15 protein-coding genes are annotated in these 20,556 nt (G+C 60.4%); 6 read left to right on the top strand and 9 right to left on the bottom strand.

The features are described from left to right. Positions 1 to 117: 117 nt before the first annotated feature. From AC1Z3V_RS11020 to AC1Z3V_RS10980, 9 genes are all read right to left on the bottom strand, one after another. Positions 118 to 1,389 carry a phospholipase D-like domain-containing protein gene (locus AC1Z3V_RS11020; RefSeq protein ID WP_483498842.1) on the bottom strand — a complete coding sequence of 424 codons (1,272 nt, stop codon included), beginning with the start codon at positions 1,387 to 1,389 and terminating at the stop codon, positions 118 to 120. 231 nt (positions 1,390 to 1,620) lie between these two features. After that, a complete protein-coding gene (locus AC1Z3V_RS11015) occupies positions 1,621 to 2,151 on the bottom strand; it encodes a hypothetical protein (protein ID WP_483498840.1) in 531 nt (176 codons plus the stop codon). Further along, positions 2,141 to 4,954, bottom strand: coding sequence for a TrlF family AAA-like ATPase (locus AC1Z3V_RS11010; protein WP_483498838.1), 2,814 nt, complete (start codon positions 4,952 to 4,954; stop codon positions 2,141 to 2,143). The genes AC1Z3V_RS11015 and AC1Z3V_RS11010 overlap by 11 nt, the downstream gene beginning before the upstream one ends. A gap of 278 nt (positions 4,955 to 5,232) precedes the next feature. Continuing rightward, complete coding sequence (locus tag AC1Z3V_RS11005) at positions 5,233 to 6,186, bottom strand: hypothetical protein (RefSeq protein WP_483498836.1); 954 nt, start codon at positions 6,184 to 6,186, stop codon at positions 5,233 to 5,235. Positions 6,187 to 6,741: 555 nt separating this feature from the next. Further along, positions 6,742 to 6,966: a helix-turn-helix domain-containing protein gene (locus AC1Z3V_RS11000; RefSeq protein WP_483498834.1), complete on the bottom strand. Its 225-nt coding sequence runs from the start codon at positions 6,964 to 6,966 to the stop codon at positions 6,742 to 6,744. Positions 6,967 to 6,996: 30 nt separating this feature from the next. Further along, positions 6,997 to 10,452 carry a pyruvate carboxylase gene (pyc, locus tag AC1Z3V_RS10995; RefSeq protein WP_483498832.1) on the bottom strand — a complete coding sequence of 1,152 codons (3,456 nt, stop codon included), beginning with the start codon at positions 10,450 to 10,452 and terminating at the stop codon, positions 6,997 to 6,999. A gap of 9 nt (positions 10,453 to 10,461) precedes the next feature. Further along, positions 10,462 to 11,271 carry an HpcH/HpaI aldolase/citrate lyase family protein gene (locus tag AC1Z3V_RS10990; protein WP_483498831.1) on the bottom strand — a complete coding sequence of 270 codons (810 nt, stop codon included), beginning with the start codon at positions 11,269 to 11,271 and terminating at the stop codon, positions 10,462 to 10,464. Positions 11,272 to 11,369: 98 nt separating this feature from the next. Beyond that, positions 11,370 to 12,266, bottom strand: a complete 897-nt coding sequence (locus AC1Z3V_RS10985) for an amidohydrolase family protein (RefSeq protein WP_483498829.1) — start codon at positions 12,264 to 12,266, stop codon at positions 11,370 to 11,372. Between the two features lie 59 nt (positions 12,267 to 12,325). Further along, positions 12,326 to 13,087 carry an SDR family NAD(P)-dependent oxidoreductase gene (locus tag AC1Z3V_RS10980; protein ID WP_483498827.1) on the bottom strand — a complete coding sequence of 254 codons (762 nt, stop codon included), beginning with the start codon at positions 13,085 to 13,087 and terminating at the stop codon, positions 12,326 to 12,328. 331 nt (positions 13,088 to 13,418) lie between these two features. Here AC1Z3V_RS10980 and AC1Z3V_RS10975 point away from each other — a divergent pair, with 331 nt between their 5' ends. The 6 genes from AC1Z3V_RS10975 (at position 13,419) to AC1Z3V_RS10950 (ending at position 20,529) form a co-directional block, all read left to right on the top strand. Then, the gene (locus AC1Z3V_RS10975) at positions 13,419 to 14,405 is read left to right on the top strand and encodes a substrate-binding domain-containing protein (RefSeq protein WP_483498825.1); all 987 of its coding nucleotides are present in this window, start codon (positions 13,419 to 13,421) and stop codon (positions 14,403 to 14,405) included. Positions 14,406 to 14,473: 68 nt separating this feature from the next. Next, complete coding sequence (locus AC1Z3V_RS10970) at positions 14,474 to 15,994, top strand: sugar ABC transporter ATP-binding protein (RefSeq protein ID WP_483498823.1); 1,521 nt, start codon at positions 14,474 to 14,476, stop codon at positions 15,992 to 15,994. Continuing rightward, entirely contained in the window at positions 15,991 to 16,971 is a 981-nt protein-coding gene (locus tag AC1Z3V_RS10965; RefSeq protein WP_483498821.1) for an ABC transporter permease, read from the top strand. Before AC1Z3V_RS10970 ends, AC1Z3V_RS10965 begins: the two co-directional genes overlap by 4 nt. A gap of 182 nt (positions 16,972 to 17,153) precedes the next feature. After that, positions 17,154 to 17,903, top strand: a complete 750-nt coding sequence (locus AC1Z3V_RS10960) for an electron transfer flavoprotein subunit beta/FixA family protein (protein ID WP_483498819.1) — start codon at positions 17,154 to 17,156, stop codon at positions 17,901 to 17,903. A 24-nt stretch (positions 17,904 to 17,927) separates the two neighbouring features. Further along, positions 17,928 to 18,857 (top strand): electron transfer flavoprotein subunit alpha/FixB family protein, encoded by a 930-nt coding sequence (locus AC1Z3V_RS10955; protein ID WP_483498817.1) that lies wholly within the window; start codon positions 17,928 to 17,930, stop codon positions 18,855 to 18,857. 7 nt (positions 18,858 to 18,864) lie between these two features. Then, positions 18,865 to 20,529 carry an electron transfer flavoprotein-ubiquinone oxidoreductase gene (locus tag AC1Z3V_RS10950; protein ID WP_483498815.1) on the top strand — a complete coding sequence of 555 codons (1,665 nt, stop codon included), beginning with the start codon at positions 18,865 to 18,867 and terminating at the stop codon, positions 20,527 to 20,529. The last annotated feature ends 27 nt before the right edge of the window (positions 20,530 to 20,556 follow it).

Below are 20,556 nucleotides of genomic sequence, written 5' to 3'. Positions count from 1 at the left end.
CCGCCCTCGCAGGCTCCCAGATTTCCGGACCGCGGCAACGCCTCGACCAAGCTGACATCGTCAAATTCCCTTATTGCTATCTTGCCGATCGCTCCGATCTCATGAAGAATCGATGTACTACATCGATGCCGATGTGGGATTGAGGAAGGTAGCCTTCAATAGCTTCATCGGGCGCTCCCTTCCTGGACGCGCTTTCTGCCAATAGACAAAGTTGAAGACGGCATCCAGCTCGCTGAGATTGGCAAGGCCCATATCATCCCGCACCTCGTTGGCATCATCGCAGAAGCGCGCATAAAGCTCTCCATCGACGTCCGTGCGCAGCGGATTCTTCGGATAGCCGTCGTAGCCGCAAAGCGTAATGCCTGACACCGAGTTCTGGTTCATGACCGCGTACCTTCGGTTGTCAAGCAGGTGCAGCATCTCGGAAATCACGTTGATGCCAGTCCCGTGCACGTGCTCGAGTTCTGCACAGAACTCATCGAACATATCCCTAGTGCTACCGGTCCGATTGAGTAGCGAGCGGGCCGCGAGCTGAAACTCCGTATGGGCGTTGGCGATGCGGGACTTGTAGCGGGGAAGCCCCCCCGAGTGCATTGTCTTGATCAAGCGACCGTACAAGGATTCGAACTCGCTTCGGCTCGCTCCCTCGGCAGCGGCGAGGATTTTCAGAAGATTGAGCCCCTTTGTCCGGTCGCTCAGCCGCTTCGCCACAAGAGCATCGAATCCTGCGGGGCCAGAATCGGCCCGGAGATCGACCAGGGCGTTGCGCAGAGTCCATATGCCGCCCTTCGGACTTTCGATCGCCTTCCTCGTCTTCTCGCGAGCAAGGCGCATCTGAACCTTGTTGATGTCGAATGCTCTCCGATATCGATCGACGAGCGCCTTGGTCGCAAGGACGACCTCCCCTCGATCGAGGATCAGCTCGATCCAGTCGCGTACTTCATTGGCAAGGTCTGCGTGCTCGCCCGAAAGACGCACGGAGAGTTCATAGTTGTCCGCAAGACCTCCTCCCGTTAGGTTCGCGGAACCGACGATCAGGCTCGTGCGTCGTCCGCTAGCGAACAGATAGAGTTTGGGGTGGAAAGTCGACAGGCCAGAGTTCTCGAAATCTCCCATATAGACCTTTACGTTCTCGCGGGGGCGCAGCGCCATCAGCTCGTCGAGAAGCTCCGGATCAGACTGATAGAAGTGGGTACCGATTATAAAGGTGGCTTTCATTCCCTTCGACAGACGCGCCTTCAGAGCGCTTTTGAGGTGTCCAATGCCAGAGCTTTTCGCGAAAGCCACCACGCAGATGAATTCGCGGGCGCTTTTCAGATCATCGACGATCGTCTTCGCATGATAGTGGTCCTCTTCGTTCCAGAGGAGATGTGGTGTCTTGATCGCCATGCCAAGAGTTTCCTAACCGGAGCCAGATTTTAGATATGATCCGAGTCGGGCTGCCGTATGCAACTGAAAGTTGCTCTACTTTTCCTCGGATCGTCGCGTGAGTGCGATCAGCGCCACGTGTTCCCAGGCGCATGCGGGATGTGATGCTTGTCTGAGCCAAAACAGATCAATGCGTACGACGTTTCCTTGCCGACGGGCGAAGATCGCAAACCAACGCCGATCGGGTAAAGACTACTGAAATCCAACATCGGCGTAAGCCCAAGCGACGCGGACCCTCCGCGCTTCCTCGGTCTTGTCCAATGCGTTTAACAGGTGGCGCAATACCCGTATTCCCGCCAGGACAAGATGTCTGTCTCGGTCTCTGAAGTAGACCTTCGAGCCGTGGAAAAGATTGTTACGTATCGTCCTCACCTGAAGAAGGACCTCGACGGGTCCGCCGGGAATCTTGCCGTCCACGAACACGCATTCCCCGACCGCGGTTATGACCAATGTCCGGGCCGGCTCATGGAAAAGAATGGCCACCCCCTTATCGGCGCTCACGTCTGCGAAAAAGGACTTGTGGAGGTCGCTCGCAAAACGATCCCACGCGACCCAGGCGTTTTTGCCGACGTCGCCTCCGGAGTAGCCAGACATCAGAAGCGCGAACTCGAGGCGCGAAAATAGCGCGAAGAACTCCATCACGATGTATGGGACCGGCCCGACGCCTTCAACGCCGATATCCGGTCCGTACGGTCGTTCGCCCTCTCCGTCTTCAGAACGCATATTTGCGCCCTCTCAGTTCGAAAGCGTCGCGACCGCCCTCCATCGTATCGGTGATGGTCGTCCTGACGCTCGGGGTTTCAATCGCTCCGTCGGCTTCGATCTCGATCCTTGCCGCCTGGGAATCCATCGGACTATCTGGCTCAACACTCGGAGTCAGCGCGATCACCTTGTCAGCGTCTCCATTGACCACGAAGTTCGGGTTGTGTGTAGCGAAGATTAGCTGCCTTTTCCGCTTGGTAGTCTGCAGAAGCCTCGCTATCTTCATGATGATCTTGTTGTCGAGATCGTCCTCGGGCTGGTCGATGATCAGTGTTCCGGCCTCCTGTTCGAGAAGAAGCGCGAGAAGAGCGGATGCCTGCTGGCCGGGCGAGGCTCTTTCGAACGGCATGTAGCTGCCCCGATCCTTGTACTCGAACCTGACGAACGGGGACGACCATGCGGAGAGCAGTTCCCCCATCCGGGCATCGTCAAGCCTTCCGAGAACAGCCGTTGCTTGCTTGTCTGTCGTGTCCCATCCCAGAGCGAGACGCATCTTGCCGATCAGGTCGGGATCGATTTCAGATCCATCGCCAGCCTGAACCAAGCTGTGTCGAATTTCCAGAAGGGTTTGGAGCAACAGCTCCCAGCCGTTGCCACCGCCTGCACTCGCCTCCGAGACCCGGGTCGCGCACCGCTGTTCGAGCTCTCTGAACGAGCACTTCTCGCAGAGTTCCATCAACGCGGAAAGGCGGCGACGGGGAACGTTCTCCTCCTCCACCCGTGCCCTTAAGGTGCCGTTCGACATCCTCTCCACCTGCTCGGATGAGAGATTCAGTATCCGCCGGAGGTTGGTGACGTCGTCGGAGAGTTCCTTTCTCCGTCTCTTCAACGTTTGCTCTGCCTCTCCCACCTTTCCGCTCTCGGCTTCACGTGCCCGTGCCGCCGCTTCCGCCTTCTCCATTTCTCCAGAAAGGCGGCGGTGATCGGCCAGGATCGAAGACAGATGCTGCTGGGCTGCATTCGCCTCTTCATACCTAGCCGCGAATTCAATATGAGCTTCGGCGAAGGCTACTCGATGCCGCTCCATGTCCTCGTAGATGGCGGTGAGTTCGAGCTTTAGCGCATCCACAAGGCTCTGAACCCTCCCGCGGGCTTCCACCAGTGCCGACCTGGCCGCCCTCACCGGAGGAATATCGATCGTCTGATCCCAGTGAACCAGATCCAGCGGCTGGAAACGGTCGAGGGCCGACTGACGGCCTCCGATGGCATCAAGAGTGCTTGAGAAGAGACTTTCGGTTCTGGAATATACCTGGTGTCGGTCAAGTATGGCGCGCTGTTCCTCGCTCAACCCGCCTGCTTCCAGCCGCGTTCGCGTAGCTTCGAGTCGGCTGCGGAGATCGGCGACCCGTGCAAGGTCCCGATCATGGGCGGCCTGGGAGGCCCACGCCTGAACAAGGCTCTGGAATGCAAGGCGGACCTCGCGCTCCCCCTCTTCGATCCGTTGCTCCGTTTCTCGCCGTTGATCGACTGCTTCTGCCGCGGCGATACCTGTGATCTGTTCGTCGGCGGTCTCCGCCTTACGAACGAGCGTCGAAAGCTGCTGCTGCGAGAAGGCCCGCGCACGGAAGCGTTCCTGAGCGACGGCGATGGGGAGATCAGTCTCCTCGCCAGTCTCGGTCCGGATGGAAATTACGGACATGCGATCGAGAGTGCGACGCCAGGTCTCCCGGACCCCGTCACGCTCAAGATCGACCTCTACGTGTCCGCCGACAAGCGTCGACCGGACAAGATTGCGCTCGCGCTCCGAACTGTCCCCGTCGTCTGTTTCGAGCGTACTCCGCCCGAGACCGAACCGGAGGTACTCAAGCAGCGCGGATTTGCCCGAACCGCGACCTCCGATGAATGCATTAAACCCGTCGTTGAATGTCACCTCCATGCGAGAGCCGGTCAACGTAGAACACACGCGAAGTTCGAGGACCCGTTGGCTTGGGATGGTGGGGAGATCATAGGTTATACGCGCTTGGTCTGCTAGGACGGCCTGCCTGATTGACTCGGCGGTGGGTTCGCCGAGACGGACCCAGCAAGGATTCGATCCCAGTGCCTCATACGAGGCAGAACGATTGTCGCCAGTCGTCAGGATACCACGGCGGCGGTCGCCCCAGTCGGGCGTCTCGCCGTAAATCTTGCCGAGCGTGCCTTTATCCAGTGCCGAGTAGTGCTGCTCGTTGTAGACGCCGTCCACTTCCAGTTCCGCGAAACGGGGATGGAATCCTTTCTTAAGGATGTTCTTGTGTCCACCTTTGCTCGCGTGCGGCAGGATGAGGCTCCTGCCCTTGAATGCGATGTCGTCCATCGCGGAGCCGATAAAGTCGGCGATATCCTTCCCGCACACATCCGCTTGCGGCGCACGGCCCAGATTGTGATCTGGCGCAGCGACCTTGGGCATCAGGCCGAAGATGCGCATCGTTACATCATGACCTGTGCCTTCGTCGAAAAGGATCAGGCATTGGACTGCGTCCTGGCATGTTACCTCCACGCCTGGAAACAGCCAAAGCTTGCCTTTAGCTGCGACTGACCGCTCGATCGCGCGCGCAACGTAAGGATAGAGCGCGATGTCATGATGGTCTGTGACCGCAATCGCCTCGATGCCCTTCTGAAGGCACTGATCGACGAATCCGTCCGCCCATAGGTCACGAGCAGCCTCGAAATCGTCTGCACCTCCTGGGAGGGGACCCGACCCCTGCCAGTTGAAGTCACGAGGTGTGTGGATCTGGAAATCGGTCTTCTTCCAAACAGCTCCCGGATGCCTGCCCTTAATATGCAATAGTGTGTCTCCCAACAAACCGCTATTGCAATCTATAGAATAGCAATGAGTCGCGACACTACCGAGATTGCGTCTCCCGACAATTCACCTCCGGGGAAACCTAGGCGGCGCGCTTCGAAGAGCGGAATTCTATGATTCGGTAGAAACTTCCACGAACGTATCTGGCTCTTGGATAATGGCCGCGCATGCGTGACGGGCCCTCATGCTGATGTTCTCTACGACCACGACAGCCTAGAGATGCTGGTGATGCCCGTCGTGCGGCAGAGCCGACCTGCGGATCATTTGAAGTCGTTCCCGTTCTGGGTATTGCTGAAGCCTAGGTTTCGGGCGTCGAGAAACGCTTGCTTATCTTCGGCATCCTCTAGATCGTCCGCGAACCCCTCGATCTCCTCCGGCGAAGCCTCTTCGATGTATCTCAGAAGCGCTGGCTCTAGGGTCAGTTCATTCCGCCTGATAAACTTCTTGATACGTTCAACGAGAAAGACGGGATAGGCGGCGTCCATTCCCTGCTCGAATACTTGCCTGAGTAATCTGTTTCTCGAAACGTCGATTTCGATCATTTTCGAAATCTCCTCTTGGATTTCAGCATCTACGTCACGGAGGATGGAGGCAATTAGAAGAATTGTTCGGAACTCTCCTGTCGCCGGATCCAGCACATCGAGTTCGGAACTCATCCTACGAGCTACCTCCAACCAATCGCAATCATTGTTCGGCACGTCGCCCGCAACCAACAAGCTGAGCACCCAGTCTTCAGGAAAGCGACTGATAGCCAGTGAGCTCCGCTCTTCATTGAATTCGCGAATATCGTTGAGCTTAAAGGCAAAAAGCACTTGGCCTTCTCGCACAAGTTCGCGTGCCATTGCCATCCTCGGCTGCCCGACATAGAGGACCTGTTGGTCGAGGTGGAGTGGCGCCTGTTCTCTCAACGACTTGATGTCTGGCCGATCAAGAATCTTGGTCCGGTACTGAAACATCCGGTAGAGCATTTCCGGGTGGTTCTTGGCTTGGAATTCCAAGTGATGAAGCTGTCCCCCGTCAAGGGTCAGTGTATCAATCCTAAGGCCGTCAAGATCGGGAAACTCTTCTGACAGAGCGAGTCCCTTGGGGATCGACAGCATTGTCCTCAATGAGGATCCTTCGAGGGTGAATACCATCTTGAACATGACGTCGTATTTGGGAGCCCGAGTTTCTCGAAGCTCCTTGAGCGACATCTTCGTATAGTGGACGGACATTCGGATGCAACCTTGCCGGGGAGTGCCTCACGCCGCCGGCGCTCCTGCGGTTCATTCGGCTTCCTATTGTCCGAGTCCATCTATGAGGCGGACCTTTCTGCACAGTTAAGCGGGCCACGATTGGTCCAGCGCTTTTTTTGCCACCCGCGCCAGGGACGCCTGCGCCCTTTCCTCGTCCGCCGCCTCAATCCGTTCGGCTTCTCTAGGCCAAGCAGGAGTTGGGTCTTCTGGGGCAAGGTCTAGGCCCTGCGGAGGCCAGTGGAACGCGCAATTGTCGCCTGGACAGTAACCATACGGCCAAGGCCGCGGCAGCTATGATTTCGGCGATGCGTGAACCTCAGCCCTGCGCTCGAAGCATGTCACGGTCTGAGCAACCTCAACCCCCATAGCCGCGGCCTCAAGTCATTCCGAGCTAGCGCGTTCAAATGAAAGAGCTGCAACGTCCTCGATACATATCGTAACGTCACCGCCGATCCAAATCTCATCATCGACTTGCTCCACATGAACACGTCCTTCCCTTCCAAGGACGGTGTGGGGTGATCTCTTTGATGAGGCTTATCGCAATATTTCAAGGACGCGCTTGAGGCGCTCCAAAGTCGACGAGTTCACATCAGTTCCGCTTTCGGCATCGCCAATTTCCGCCGCAGTCAGTCCGGTGATAACCGCCACGTCTTCTATGCTGTAGCCGACGGAGACGCGCCTACGCCTGAACAAATCACCAAAGCCAGGACTCGATGCCTCTCGTACAGTGTTGTTGGATTCTACGTATGCTTCAGACATCATGCGCCTCCGTGGCAAGTTAGCTCATCTTCAGCCAAACACGATCAGCAGATCCTTGGCATCGATCTGGTCGCCGGCGCGAACCAGCACCTCGGCAACAACCCCGTCCTTCTCGGCGTGCAGCGCCGTCTCCATCTTCATCGCCTCGATCGAGAGCAGCACGTCGCCGGCCTTGACTGCCTGGCCGGCGTGGACGGCGACCGTCGAGATGACGCCCGGCATCGGCGCGCCGAGCTGGGCGGCGTTGCCGGCCTCGGCCTTGCGGCGGATCGCGGCGGAGGCGCCGCGGTTGCGGTCCGGCACCTTGATCGGACGCGGCTGGCCGTTCAGTTCGAAGAACACCTTGACCATGCCCTTCTCGTCGATCTCGCCCTGCGTCTGGTTGAGGATGACGAGCGTCTTGCCCTTCTCGATGTCGGCGAACAGCTCTTCGCCCGGCGCCATGCCGTAGAAATAGGCGGGCGTCGGCAAGACGCTCACCGGACCATAGGTCTCGGCAGCGAGCGCATAGTCGGTGAACACCTTCGGATACATCAGGTACGAGGCGAACTCGAAGTCGTCGACCTTGCGGCCGAGCTTCTCCTCGATCACCTTCCGCTCCTGATCGAGATCGGCGGGCGGCAGCAGCGAGCCCGGCACGGCGGTATAGGCGGCTTCGCCCTTCAGCGCCTTCTTCTGCAGCGCCTGCGGCCAGCCGCCCGGGGGCTGGCCGAGGTCGCCCTTGAGCATCTGCACCACCGAGTCCGGGAAGGCGATGTCCTTCGCCGGGTTCTCGACGTCGGCAACGGTGAGGTCCTGGGAAACCATCATCAGCGCCATGTCGCCGACCACCTTCGACGACGGCGTCACCTTGACGATGTCGCCGAACATCTGGTTGGCGTCGGCATAGGCCTGCGCCACCTCGTGCCAGCGGGTCTCGAGCCCGAGCGAGCGCGCCTGTTCCTTCAAGTTGGTGAACTGGCCGCCCGGCATTTCGTGCAGGTAGACTTCCGAGGCCGGCCCCTTGAGGTCGCTTTCGAAGGCCGCATATTGATGGCGCACCGCCTCCCAGTAGAAGGAGATGCGGCGGATCCATTCCGGGTTGAGGCCGGGATCGCGATCCGAGCCGCGCAGCGCCTCGACGATCGAGCCGAGGCAGGGCTGCGAGGTGTTGCCGGAGAGCGAGTCCATCGCCGCGTCGACGATATCGGCGCCGGATTCGACCGCGGCCAGCACCGTCGCGGCGGCAATGCCGGACGTGTCGTGCGTGTGGAAATGGATCGGCAGGTCGGTCGCGTCCTTCAGTGCCTTGAACAGCACCCGCGCCGCGGCCGGCTTCAGGAGCCCGGCCATGTCCTTGACGGCGATGATGTGGGCGCCGGCCTTCTCCAGCTCGCCGGCGAGCGCGGTGTAGTACTTGAGGTCGTATTTCGGCCGGGCGGCATTCAGGATGTCGCCGGTATAGCAGATCGCCGCCTCGCAGATCCGGTTCTCCTCGGCGACCGCGTCCATCGACACCCGCATGTTGTCGACCCAGTTCAGGCAGTCGAAGACGCGGAAGACGTCGATGCCGCCCTTGGCCGCCTGGCGGACGAAATATTTGACGACATTGTCGGGATAGTTCTTGTAGCCGACGCCGTTGGCGCCACGCAGCAGCATCTGCAACAAGAGGTTCGGCGCGCCCTCGCGCACCATCGCCAGCCGCTCCCACGGATCTTCGGTCAGGAAACGCATCGACACGTCGAAGGTCGCGCCGCCCCAGCATTCGAGCGAAAACAGATTCGGCAGCGCCCGGGCGTAGGTGCCGGCGACGCGGGCGATGTCGTAGGTGCGCATGCGCGTCGCCAAGAGCGACTGGTGGCCGTCGCGCATCGTCGTATCGGTCAGCAGCACCTGCGGCTGCGCCTTGACCCATTCGGCGAATTTCCTCGGGCCGAGCTCATCGAGCTTCTGCTTGGTGCCGGGCTTGGCCTCGCCATTGATGAACGGCACCACCGGCGCGGTAATATCGTCGCTCGGCTTCGGCCGGCCCTTGGCCTCCGGATGGCCGTTGACGGTGACGTCGGCGAGATAGGTCAGGAGCTTGGTGGCGCGGTCCTGGCGCTTGACCTGCTGGAACAGCTCCGGCGTCGTGTCGATGAAGCGGGTCGTGTAGCTGTTGTCCTTGAACTTAGCGTGGCCGATGATCGCCTCGAGGAAGGTCAGGTTGGTGGCGACGCCGCGAATGCGGAATTCCCGGAGCGCCCGGTTCATCCGCCGGATCGCCTCGTCCGGCTGCGGTGCCCAGGCGGTGACCTTTTCCAGCAGCGGATCGTAGTAGCGGGTGATCACCGCGCCGGAATAGGCGGTGCCGCCATCGAGCCGGATGCCGAAGCCGGTGGCGCCGCGATAGGCGGTGATGCGGCCATAGTCGGGAATGAAGTTCTGCTCCGGGTCTTCCGTGGTGATGCGGCACTGCAGCGCATGGCCGTTGAGGCGGATGTCCGCCTGCTTCGGCACGCCCGATTCCGGCGTGCCGATGGCAAAGCCGTCGAGGATGTGGATCTGCGCCTTGACGATGTCGATGCCGGTGACCACCTCGGTCACCGTGTGCTCGACCTGGATGCGCGGATTGACCTCGATGAAATAGAATTTGCCGCTGTCGGCATCCATCAGATACTCGACGGTGCCGGCGCCGATATAGTTGGTCGCCGCGGCGATCTTCAGCGAATAGGCGGCAAGCTCCTGGCGCTGCGCCTCGCTGAGGTAGGGCGCCGGCGCGCGCTCGACGACCTTCTGGTTGCGCCGCTGGATCGAGCAGTCGCGCTCGAACAGGTGCACGACATTGCCGTGGGTGTCGCCGAGGATCTGGCTCTCGACGTGGCGGGCCCGCTCGACGAGCTTTTCCAGATAGACCTCGTCCTTGCCGAAGGCGGCCTTCGCCTCGCGCTTCGCCTCGGTCACCTCGCGGATCAGGTCCTTCGGGTCGCGGATGGCGCGCATGCCGCGTCCGCCGCCGCCCCAGGAGGCCTTGAGCATCACCGGATAGCCGATCGCGTCGGCGAGCCGATGGATCTCGGCCTCGTCGTCCGGCAGCGGCTCGGTGGCCGGCACGACCGGCACGCCGACGGAAATGGCGAGATTGCGCGCCGCGACCTTGTTGCCGAGCTGGCGCATCGTCTGCGGACGCGGGCCGATGAAGGTGATGCCGGCGGCATCGCATGCATCGACGAATTCCGGGCTTTCCGACAGCAGCCCGTAGCCCGGATGGATGGCGTCGGCCCCCGACAGCTTGGCGACGCGGATCACCTCGTCGATCGCAAGATAGCTTTCGATCGGCCCGAGGTCACGCGACAAATGCGGGCCGCGGCCGATCTGATAGCTCTCGTCGGCCTTGAAGCGATGCAGCGAGAGCTTGTCCTCCTCAGCCCATATCGCGACCGTTTTAAGCCCCAGCTCATTGCACGCGCGGAAGACGCGGATGGCGATTTCGGAACGGTTGGCACACAGAATCTTGGAGATGGGCAAGAGCAGTCCTCACGACAAATCGGCGCCGGCCCAAGAAAGGATCCGTTCGGCGCGGACAATAACGGGGCGGTCGACCATCTGTCCGTCCACGCTTATGGCGCCGTCTCCAGTATTCGCCACCGAGGCGACGATCTTACGTGCCCACGCGATGTCCGCTTCCGAAGGAAGGAAGGCTTTGTGAACGGTTTCGACCTGCTTTGGATGAATGACGAGCTTCCCACCAAATCCGAAGCGACGCGCACGGTTGGCCTCGGCGCGGAGCTGGTCAGAATCGTCGATCACGGGCGTTACGCCATCGATCGGCGGCGATTTCCCGGCCAGCCGGGACCGGAAGACCAGTTCGTGTCGCGCAAACGCCAGCGCCTCTACAGTATGCTCGCACCCAAGGTCGAGGGCGTAATCAAGGCTTCCGAAAGCCACGAAGGGCACCATTTCGAGAGCGAGCAGGTCCTGTAGCTGGTGGATGCCGAGAGCGGTCTCGATCAGCGGCACAACGACGGCCTCCGGGCCTATGGCGTCATGCACCGAGAGAATGTCGGATACCCGTTCGGCTTTTGGCACTACTACCCGCCTTAGCCTTGAACGTGCGACAGCTGTCAAATCGGCCCGCCAATCCTTCGAGCTCGGGGAGTTGACCCGCACAAACGTTCTGGAAGGCTCCAGGCTGCATTCGACGATGTTGGCGCGTGCGGCCGATTTTCTGTCTAGTGCTACCGCGTCTTCTAGATCGAGGATCACCGCCGCCGCCCCGGCGCGCGCTGCCTTCTCAAACCGGTCCGGTCGGTCAGCCGGCACGAAGAGCATGGTGGTCGGGCTCATAAAAACACTCCAGATGGTTAGATGGTCGCCGCCGAACCCAGAAGCAGCAACCCGGAGCGACAGACAGTCGCTCCGGGTTGCTTGATCTGCCTGGCATTTCAGAGGCGGTAAACGCGTTGCGCGTTGTCGTGGAACAGCTTTTGCTGATCCATTTTCGAGAAGCCGGAGACGATCTCGAAAAACCCCTCGTAGATGCGGTCGAAGCTCGCGTAGATCTTGTCGACCGGGAAATTGCTGGCAAACATGCAACGGTCGACGCCGAAGATGTCGATCGTTTCGAGAACGAATGGGCGGATGCTTGCAACTGTCCAGTATGGATCCACCATGCCCAGACCAGAGATTTTCGCATGCATGTTGGGCGACCGCGCCAAAGCGCGCATACCTTCGCGCCACAATGCAATGCCGTTCTCGTCTCTCTCGAGAGGCATGCCAGTGTGGTTGAGAATGACCGTCGTCTCTGGATTATCGGCCACAACTCTTGCAGCGTCCTGCATTTGATGGGGATAGAGCTGCAGGTCGAATGAGAAGTCGTATTTCTTCAGCAGCTTGAACCCGCGCAGCCACTGCGGGTCCGTCAGTAGATCTGAGCGCTGGACAAACGAATATTTCGGATCCGGATGCCAGTTCAGGATCTGTCGGATGCCCCTGGTGTCCTTGCATTCGGCGTGTGCGCCCAGGACTCGATTGAGATCGAGGCTTTCGAGGTCCGCATGGGCTACAATCCCGTTTGGCTTGCCCGTCTTGTTTCGAAGATCCTGCAGCCAGCGCGTCTCCGCGACGACGTCGGCGGACAGCGCGTCGAGATGAACGTCCTTCACGACATTCCACCTTTTCGAATCCGCCATGTAGTCTTCGAGAAGATAGGTCTTCATGATCGGCCGGAGGCTTCCTGCGATCGGCGCGACCGGCTCTCCGACTTGGCATAGCCATGGATAGGAATAATTTTCGAGATCCCACAAGTGATGGTGGGGATCGATAATCGCCTTTACAGGCATGACTTCCTCCCTTGAAAGATCGGGACGAAAGCAGTCGCCCGCTTTCGTCCATAACCAATTCAGCCTGCTACGTACCCGCCATCGACCATCAAGATGTGGCCGGTAACGAATGCCGCCTCGTCGCTTGCCAGGAAGACGAGTGCGTCGGCGACCTCGTCAGGCTCCGCCCAACGTTTCATGGGGTGTGCCGCCTTGACCGCCGCGGCTCCGGCTTCGGGATCCGGCAAGCCGTTGAGATATCGCGTCAGGAATGGCGTGTTGATCGCACCGGGCCCGACGGCATTCACTCGCACGCCCTGAGCCGCGTATTCGACGGCGAGCTGGCGCACCAGCTGGAGTACGGCGCCCTTGCTCGCGCAATAGGCGGCCTGCGAGGGAAGACCTACCACGCTGGAAATAGAACCAGTGGCCGTAATGGATCCCTTGCCCGCTTTGAGCATGTTTGGAAGTGCGCGCTTCGCGGTAAGGAAGAACGACTTCGCATTCCCCGCGATGACGGCATCCCATTCTTCTTCGGACGTTTCATGAAGTGCCTTGCCGATCATGTATCCGGCATTGCTGATGAGCGCCTGTATCGGACCGAAGGCAGCTTCGCCCTTGTCGAAGATCCTGTCGACGTCGGCTGACTTCGAGACATCTCCCGCCACCGTCACTATCTCGGCGCCGCGGAATTCCGCCTCAAGTTCCTTCACGTTGTCTGCGATATCCGTGGCAATGATCTTCGCGCCCTGGGCGGCAAGCTTCTTGACGACTTCACGCCCTACGCCTCCAGCAGCACCAGTGACCAGTACGGTCTTACCTTTCAATGATTTGTCGGCCAACTTATCCTCCCTTGTTTGGAAAAGCAGCCAAAGCTTGGCACATCGAAAAGCGGTGCCGCCATTGCGTCTTCCTTCTAGGCGCCATTGGATTGGCTCATAGCAACGCACCGGCGGATATAGCGATCTGCAATGGCTGTTAGCCAGTTAGCGTAATTGCCGTTCCAGCAACTCAAGCTCTTTTATTAGCGAGTTAGCGAAAACGCTCACGCCGCCTGAGGAGGGCTACCGTGAAGGCGCATGCCCGACGCGCCTAGCACCGGCCGGGGGCTCAATCTCTCGATCGGGAAATGAGGACGCTCGGCCCATCCGAGCTTACGTGGAGGAGAACAAGATGAACATGAAAAGACGTCAATTTCTGGCCGTGTCCGGAGCTGCGGGGGCGGCGCTCGTCCTTTCAACCCTCGGGACTCCGGCGGCAGCGCAAGAAAAGACCTTTCGTCTGGGATATTCCCAGTTCTGGGGGACGAACACGTTCCTGAGGACACAGATCGCCGGCGCTCGCAAGGCGATGAAGGAATGGGAAGCCAAGGGCGTGAAGGTGGATCTCATCGTCACGAACGGCGGCGACACGGACACCACGAAACAAGTCGCGGATGTCGAAGACCTCTACACGCAGGGTGTCGACGGGCTCCTGATCTTCCCGGGCGATAGCGTCGTTCTCGCAGATCCGGTCAAGAACATCTTCAACGCCAACAATATTCCGGTGGTTGTCACGGATATCGGTCTCGGATCCGGGGAATGGGTCACGTATGTGGTGACTGCAAACGAACTTGGCGGCCGGATGGCTGCGGACTACATGGCCAAAAATGTAGCGCCCGGCGCCAAGGTAATCGTCTTCGATCATGGCCCGGCCGTCCAATGCATCATCGATCGCAACCGCGGCTTCGAGGAGCGGGCGAAGGAGCTGGGCCTGAACGTCCTTCCCCGGAAGGTCATGAAGCTGTCGCTGGAAGATGGTCGGCGGACGATGGAAGACACGTTGACTGAGATTCCGGATATCGCCGGCGTCTTCTTCCAGAACCATGCTCCCACGATCGGCGCTGAAGCGACGCTCGAAGCCGCGAACCGGCTGGATGTGAAGCTGGTCAACTTCGATACGGACCCCACGGCCTACCGCCTCGTGAAGGAAGGCAAGGTTCTCGGCACGATCGTCCAAAACCCGTTCGAGATGGGCTACGTCGGCATGAACTCGATGCTGACGGTTCTCACCGGCGGCAAGCCGGACAAGCTTGTCGAGCTGCCGCCGAAGCTCATGACCAAGGACAACGCCGCGGAGTTCGCTACCGAACCGCAGGTGCTCGACGCCAAAGAGGGGTGATCTGCAAGGGAAACAGGGCATCGGCGGCTTGCCCGCTGGTGCCCGTCCAAGGGAGGAGGACAATCACCATGACTGACGAACCACTGCTGAGATGTTCCAACGTTCGGAAGACCTTTGGCGCTCTGCAGGCCCTGAAAGGCGTTAATTTCGAACTGAGAAAGGGCGAGGTTCACGGCCTCGTCGGCGAGAACGGTGCGGGCAAGAGTACGCTACTTCGCATCCTTGCAGGTGTGCACCAGCCGGACGACGGGACTGGCATCATCTACGACGGGGACAACTACGCCCCCCATAATGCGATCGATGCCCTGAGAAGCGGAATCGTGACGATCCACCAGGACATCAACCTAATCGGCACGATGACGGTGGCGGAAAACGTTCTGCTCAATAACGAGCCTACGACCGGGTACGGGCTGTTGAGCAGCAAGACCATGAACGCCATGGCGACTGAAATGCTGCGCAAGTACGGGTTGGAGATCGACCCTCGAGCGCGCGTCAGCGAACTGCCGAACGACCTCAAGAAGATGCTTCAGATCGTCAAGGCGATGACCTGGAATCCGAAGGTGCTGCTGATGGACGAGCCGACATCGTCGCTGACGAATGTCGAAGTTGAGGTGGTCCTGAAGCTCATCCGCGATCTTGCGGGCCGCGGCGTCTCCGTGGTCTTCGTGTCGCACTACCTCTCCGAGGTCTTCGCTGTTTGCGACAAGATAACCGTGATGCGGGACGGCCGCACCACCGGAACGTTTGCAACCGCCAAGACCACCATTCCGGAGATCGTGCGCAACATGCTGGGCCGCGAATTGGTCGAAGAAGCGGCCCGCAGCCAACGCCCCTCGGTAAAGAAGGACGTGCTGTTGTCGGTACGGAATCTTACTGTTCCCGGAGCGGTTCACGATATCTCCTTCGACCTGCACAAAGGCGAGATTCTCGGCTTTACCGGTTTGACGGGATCCGGACTGAGCGAACTTGCCAAGGCGATCTATGGCGTGAGCGGCCTTCGGCGGCAGAGCGGCTATTTCGGTATCGAAGGGAGGCAGACCAGCCTGTCCAACCCCTCTCAGTCCCTGAAGGAAGGACTCGCTCTGCTGACGAACGACCGCTTCCGGGAGGGCATCCTCCCGGATTTCTCCATCACCGACAACGTTTGCCTGCCCATCATCGATCGATTCCGACAGCGCAGCGGACTACTGGACCGCGGTGCACTCGACGAGGTCGGAAGGAAGGCGATTTCTCGTCTGCGCGTGCGCGCGACCGGTCCGGACGCGCCGATCAAGTCATTGAGTGGCGGGAACCAGCAAAAGGTCTTGATAGCCAAATGGCTGGAGACGAACCCGAGAATCTTCCTGCTGGACGATCCGACGATCGGGATCGATATCGGATCCAAGGACGAGATACGCAAGATCATCGAGCAGATTGCTGCTGAAGGCGTGGGGATCATTATCTTCACCACCGAGATCCCGGACATCGAGAAGCTTTGCGATCGGGCATTCGTCATGTTCCGGGGCTCAATAGTTGGCGAGTTCGAGGGCAGCCAGCTTGAAAAAAACAAGATCCTTGAAACTTCAGTCAGTGGGAGGATGGCAGCATGAGCATGCCAATCGTTGAACACAGCAGCTCGAACTGGAAGAATTCCATACGGCGATCGTACGGTCTGATACAGTCGATCGCGGTACTTCTCATTCTGGTCGTGATCATGTCCTTGATTTCACCCCGCTTCATGTCGGTGGTGAACATCCAGAATCTCATGGCTCAAATGTCTCCAGCGCTCATTGTCGCCGCCGGCATGACGATCGTGATGATCAACGGGGAGTTCGACATCTCGGTTGGCGCCGTCCTTGCTCTCACGGCGTCGGTCTCGGCGACGTTGATGGCGCAGATTGGAATGGTGCCCGCAGTGGCCGTTTCCCTGGTCATCGGGCCTTTCTTCGGACTTGTTGCGGGCATCATCGTCACTCAAGGCGGCATTCCATCGTTCATAACTACGCTGGGGACGATGATGATCGCTCGCAGTTTTGCTTTCGTTGTCACCGGCGGACAGGTCGTCTCGGATCTGCCGGAAGCATTCCGGGTCATCGGCTTGGCGCGCCCGCTTGGCATCCCGCTGCCTTTCATCATCGCAATCGTGACGATCATGGCGGGATGGGTCATCCTTACTCAGTCGGCTTTCGGCAAGAAGGTCTACGCCATCGGTGCAAACCGCGCGGTCGCCGCCTTGTCCGGCATTAGCGTCAACCGGACAAAAATCCTCTGCCTGATGATCTGCGGTTTCACTGCATCGTTCGCCGGGAACATCCTGCTCGCCCGTATCGGGGCGATTCAAGCAGACACCGCCCGCGGGCTTGAGTTCGAAGTCATCGCAGCCGTGGTGATCGGCGGCGTAAGTCTTGGAGGCGGTCAGGGAAACATCCTGCGGGTGATCATCGGCGTCGTGGTCATCGCCCTCATTCGCAACTTCATGAATCTGGCGCGCATCGATATCTTCTGGCAGGACTTTGCAACAGGCTCAATCATCATCGCAGCCGTGTTGCTGGACGCGCTCCAAAAGCGCATCGGCAGGACCGCTTAAACTCGATCAGTCGCGGCTGCATCGCCTGGGTGCCGCCGCGACTGAATAGAAGCGGTAAAGGAGCCGCCCTGTACCCCCCTACCCCGAGCATCGCATCGCTCACATAGTCCATCGGCCTCTGTACCTCGGATGGCGATGCCGGGTGTCGCCGTTACGCGCAATCGATAACAGGTAATACCCTCATGCGAATTCTAGTTACTGTCAAAAGCGTCGTCGACTTCAACGTCAAGATCCGGGTAAAGGCGGACGGTTCGGGCGTCGAGCTTGCCAATGTGAAGATGTCGATGAACCCGTTCGACGAAATCTCGGTCGAGGAGGCGCTCAGGCTGAAGGAAGCCGGCAAGGCCTCGGAAATCGTGGTCGTGTCGATCGGCCCGGCCAAGGCGGAAGAGACGCTGCGGACCGCGCTCGCCATGGGTGCCGACCGGGCGATCCTGGTCGAGACCGACGACCCGGTCGAGCCGCTGGCGGTCGCCAAGATCGTCAGGCAAGTGGCCGAAGCCGAACAGCCGGGGCTGATCATCGTCGGCAAGCAGGCGATCGACGACGATTCCAACCAGACCGGCCAGATGCTGTCGGCGCTGCTCGGCTGGGCCCAGGGCACCTTCGCCTCGAAGGTCGAGATCGGCGATGGCAAAGCGACCGTCACCCGCGAGGTGGACGGCGGCCTGCAGACCATCGACATCAAGCTGCCGGCGGTGGTGACCACCGACCTGCGCTTGAACGAGCCGCGCTATGCGTCGCTGCCGAATATCATGAAGGCGAAGAAGAAGCCGCTCGACAAGAAGACGCCTGGCGACTTCGGCGTCGACACCAGCCCGCGGCTGAAGGTCTTGAAGACCGAGGAGCCGTCCGGCCGCAAGGCCGGCGTCAAGGTCAAGTCGGTCGCCGAGCTGGTCGACAAGCTCAAGTCCGAAGCCGGCGTGCTTTAAGTTCAGGAAAGGGAGATTACTATCATGGCCATTCTGCTTCTGGCTGACCACGACACCACCCACCTTTCCGACCAGACGGCCAAGGCGCTGACCGCCGCCTCCAGGATCGGCACCGACGTGCATGTGCTGGTCGCCGGCTCCGGCGCCAAGGGCGTTGCCGAACAGGCGGCCAGGCTCGCCGGCGTCACCAAGGTGCTGGTAGCCGACGACGCAAGCCTCGCCAACAACCTGGCCGAACCGCTGGCCGCGCTGATCGTCTCGCTGGCCGGCAGCTACGACACGATCATTGCCGCCGCCACCTCGGTCGGCAAGAACGTCATGCCGCGGGTTGCGGCGCTGCTTGACGTCGCGCAGGTCTCGGAGATCATCGAAGTCGTCTCGGCCGATACCTTCAAGCGGCCGATCTATGCCGGCAACGCCATCCAGACGGTGCGGTCCACAGACCCGAAGAAAGTCGTCACCGTCAGAACCGCATCCTTTCTCCCTGCCTCCCAGGGCAACTCGGCTGCCGTCGAACAGGTCCCGGCGGCAGCCATTTTTTCTTTGTCAAAGTTCGTGAAGGACGAGCTGTCCGCCTCCGAGCGACCAGAACTGACGTCGGCGAAGATCATCATCTCCGGCGGCCGCGCGCTCGGCTCCTCGGAGAAGTTCAAGGAGGTCATCCTGCCGGTTGCCGACAAGCTCGGTGCCGCTGTCGGCGCATCCCGTGCCGCCGTCGATGCCGGCTATGCCCCGAACGACTGGCAGGTCGGCCAGACCGGCAAGGTGGTCGCCCCCGACCTCTACATCGCCTGCGGCATCTCCGGCGCCATCCAGCACCTCGCCGGCATGAAGGAATCCAAGGTGATCGTCGCCATCAACAAGGACGAGGAGGCGCCGATCTTCCAGGTCGCCGACTACGGCCTCGTCGCCGACCTCTTCGACGTCCTGCCGGAACTCGAAAAGGCTCTCTGAGACCATCATGACCGAGCGACAGGAACTTCCCGAGCGCGAGAGCATGGAATTCGACGTGGTGATCGTCGGCGCCGGTCCGGCCGGTCTTGCGGCTGCGATCCGCTTGAAACAGGTCAATCCGGAGCTTTCGGTGGTCGTGCTGGAGAAGGGCGCCGAAGTCGGGGCGCATATCCTCTCTGGCGCCGTCGTCGATCCGATCGGCATCGACCGGCTGCTGCCCGGCTGGCGCGACGAGCCGGATCACCCGTTCAAGACCGAGGTCACCGACGACCATTTCCTGTTCTTGGGGCCGGCCGGCTCGATCCGGCTGCCGAATTTCCTGATGCCGCCGCTGATGAACAATCACGGCAACTACGTCGTCTCGCTCGGCAACGTCTGTCGCTGGCTGGCGACGCATGCCGAGGCGCTCGGCGTCGAGATCTATCCAGGCTTTGCCGCGACCGAAGTGCTCTACAACGATGAGGGCGCGGTGATCGGCGTCGCCACCGGCGACATGGGCATCGAGCGCTCCGGCGAGCCGGGACCGAACTTCGCCCGCGGCATGGCGCTGCTGGGCAAGTACACGCTGATCGGCGAGGGCGTGCGCGGCTCGCTGGCCAAGCAGCTGATCGCCAAGTACCAGCTCGACGAGGGCCGCGACGTGCCGAAGTTCGGCATCGGCCTGAAAGAGCTCTGGGAGGTCAAGCCGGAGAACCATAAGCCGGGTCTCGTCCAGCATTCCTTCGGCTGGCCGCTCGACATGAAGACCGGCGGCGGCTCGTTCCTCTATCACCTCGAGGACAATCTCGTCGCCGTCGGCTTCGTCGTGCATCTCAACTACAAGAACCCCTATCTCTATCCGTTCGAGGAGTTCCAGCGCTTCAAGACGCACCCGGCGATCCGCGGCACCTTCGAGGGCGGAAAACGCCTCTCCTACGGCGCCCGCGCGATCACCGAGGGCGGTTTTCAGTCGGTGCCGAAACTCTCCTTCCCCGGCGGCGCGCTGATCGGCTGCTCGGCCGGCTTCGTCAACGTGCCGCGCATCAAGGGCAGCCACAATGCGGTGCTGTCGGGCATCCTCGCCGCCGAGAAGTTGGCGGATGCGATCGCCGACGGCCGCGCCAATGACGAGCCGATCGAGATCGAGCGCGGCTGGCGTGACAGCGCCATCGGCCAGGACCTGAAGAAAGTGAGGAACGTCAAGCCGCTGTGGTCGAAGTTCGGCACGGCGATCGGCGTGGCGCTCGGCGGCCTCGACATGTGGACCAACACGCTGTTCGGCTTCTCCTTCTTCGGCACACTGAAGCACGGCAAGACGGACGCGCAGAGCCTCGAGCCGGCGGCACAACACCAGAAGATCGACTATCCGAAGCCGGACGGCGTCCTGACCTTCGACCGGCTCTCCTCGGTATTCCTGTCGAACACCAACCACGAGGAAGACCAGCCGATCCACCTGCAGGTGAAGGACCCGGAGCTGCAGAAGCGCTCCGAGCACGACGTCTTTGCCGGCCCGTCGACGCGCTACTGTCCGGCGGGTGTCTACGAGTGGGTGGAGAAGGACGGAAAACCGACCTTCGTCATCAACGCCCAGAACTGCGTCCACTGCAAGACCTGCGACATCAAGGATCCGAACCAGAACATCAACTGGGTGCCGCCGCAAGGGGGCGAAGGCCCCGTCTATCCCAATATGTGAGCAAGCCCATGCCATCGCCAGCTTGGT

The organism is Ensifer sp. 38_S197, from assembly GCF_056924495.1.
The sequence above is the reverse complement of the archived record's forward strand: the minus strand, read 5'-3'. Positions and strand labels throughout refer to the sequence as shown.

What these genes read in the sequence shown, in the direction of transcription:
- AC1Z3V_RS11020 (WP_483498842.1), bottom strand. Translation starts at nt 1,389, where the DNA reads ATGGCGATCAAGACACCACATCTCCTCTGGAACGAAGAGGACCACTAT.
- AC1Z3V_RS11015 (WP_483498840.1), bottom strand. Translation starts at nt 2,151, where the DNA reads ATGCGTTCTGAAGACGGAGAGGGCGAACGACCGTACGGACCGGATATC.
- AC1Z3V_RS11005 (WP_483498836.1), bottom strand. Translation starts at nt 6,186, where the DNA reads ATGTCCGTCCACTATACGAAGATGTCGCTCAAGGAGCTTCGAGAAACT.
- AC1Z3V_RS11000 (WP_483498834.1), bottom strand. Translation starts at nt 6,966, where the DNA reads ATGTCTGAAGCATACGTAGAATCCAACAACACTGTACGAGAGGCATCG.
- AC1Z3V_RS10990 (WP_483498831.1), bottom strand. Translation starts at nt 11,271, where the DNA reads ATGAGCCCGACCACCATGCTCTTCGTGCCGGCTGACCGACCGGACCGG.
- AC1Z3V_RS10985 (WP_483498829.1), bottom strand. Translation starts at nt 12,266, where the DNA reads ATGCCTGTAAAGGCGATTATCGATCCCCACCATCACTTGTGGGATCTC.
- AC1Z3V_RS10975 (WP_483498825.1), top strand. Translation starts at nt 13,419, where the DNA reads ATGAACATGAAAAGACGTCAATTTCTGGCCGTGTCCGGAGCTGCGGGG.
- AC1Z3V_RS10970 (WP_483498823.1), top strand. Translation starts at nt 14,474, where the DNA reads ATGACTGACGAACCACTGCTGAGATGTTCCAACGTTCGGAAGACCTTT.
- AC1Z3V_RS10965 (WP_483498821.1), top strand. Translation starts at nt 15,991, where the DNA reads ATGAGCATGCCAATCGTTGAACACAGCAGCTCGAACTGGAAGAATTCC.
- AC1Z3V_RS10960 (WP_483498819.1), top strand. Translation starts at nt 17,154, where the DNA reads ATGCGAATTCTAGTTACTGTCAAAAGCGTCGTCGACTTCAACGTCAAG.
- AC1Z3V_RS10955 (WP_483498817.1), top strand. Translation starts at nt 17,928, where the DNA reads ATGGCCATTCTGCTTCTGGCTGACCACGACACCACCCACCTTTCCGAC.
- AC1Z3V_RS10950 (WP_483498815.1), top strand. Translation starts at nt 18,865, where the DNA reads ATGACCGAGCGACAGGAACTTCCCGAGCGCGAGAGCATGGAATTCGAC.